The organism is Bacteroides finegoldii DSM 17565 (assembly GCF_000156195.1).
Lineage (GTDB): Bacteria > Bacteroidota > Bacteroidia > Bacteroidales > Bacteroidaceae > Bacteroides > Bacteroides finegoldii.
In genome coordinates this window covers 1-789 of the sequence record NZ_GG688347.1, presented here as the reverse complement: position 1 = coordinate 789, position 789 = coordinate 1, and the positions used below count along the sequence as shown (strand labels likewise).

Below are 789 nucleotides of genomic sequence, written 5' to 3'. Positions count from 1 at the left end.
CCCCTAGTTTCGAATGGTTGACAAACAATGATATGAACTGGAATTTTGAGGTGATCAGTCTAAATGAGGATGTTCCATATATTGCGGATCTCAAATTCTTACGCAGATGAACAGGTTGTGCATATGTCTGGTTCTCTCTACAGTTTTTTTTCTGACCGGGTGTGTTGAAAAGAACGGATATTATACGGAAGGGGAGAATAACGTCATCTCTTTGGTTTGTGACGTGACATGGTCCACTGAAAATACCATTCATGATGCAGGAGAAACATCCCGGGAAATCTATCAGTTCAAAAGGGACGGCACTTGTACACGTACCATCATTTGGACCAACAAGAATGAGGAGGAATCCAAAACAGAAATTTATTACCGGTGGGCTTTTTATGATCAGGGTTCCAGTACGATTTATTTCGGTGAGAGCCATTATTGGGATATTGAAGAACTTACTTCCACGAAGTTCGCAGTTTATAACAGGTTTGGAGAGTATGGAAGTCTGGATATGTCCCGGGAATACATGGAACTGTCCCCTTTGAAATGACATATATTATGTTGAAGGTCATTTGAAAAGATTCACGGTGTCTTGGAACGTGAGGATGTAAATTAAACTGTGTCAGCAAAGATTAAAATAAAATATTAACTTTGCTAACACAGTTTTTTTATGAAAGAAGAATTTGATTTTGAAAGTATCAAGAACAAGGCAATTGAACAGCTGAAAGCAGGTAAGCCCTTGTTAGGTAAAGACGGTGCTTTTGCCCCTTTATTGGAAAGTATCCTGAATGCAGCTCTGGAAGG

Annotated in this window: 1 protein-coding gene; it reads left to right on the top strand. The window is 39.3% G+C overall.

Annotated elements, in window-relative coordinates; translation table 11 throughout:
- The first annotated feature begins 106 nt into the window (after positions 1-106).
- Positions 107-535 (top strand): hypothetical protein, encoded by a 429-nt coding sequence (locus BACFIN_RS00050; protein ID WP_007758406.1) that lies wholly within the window; start codon positions 107-109, stop codon positions 533-535.
- Positions 536-789: the final 254 nt, after the last annotated feature.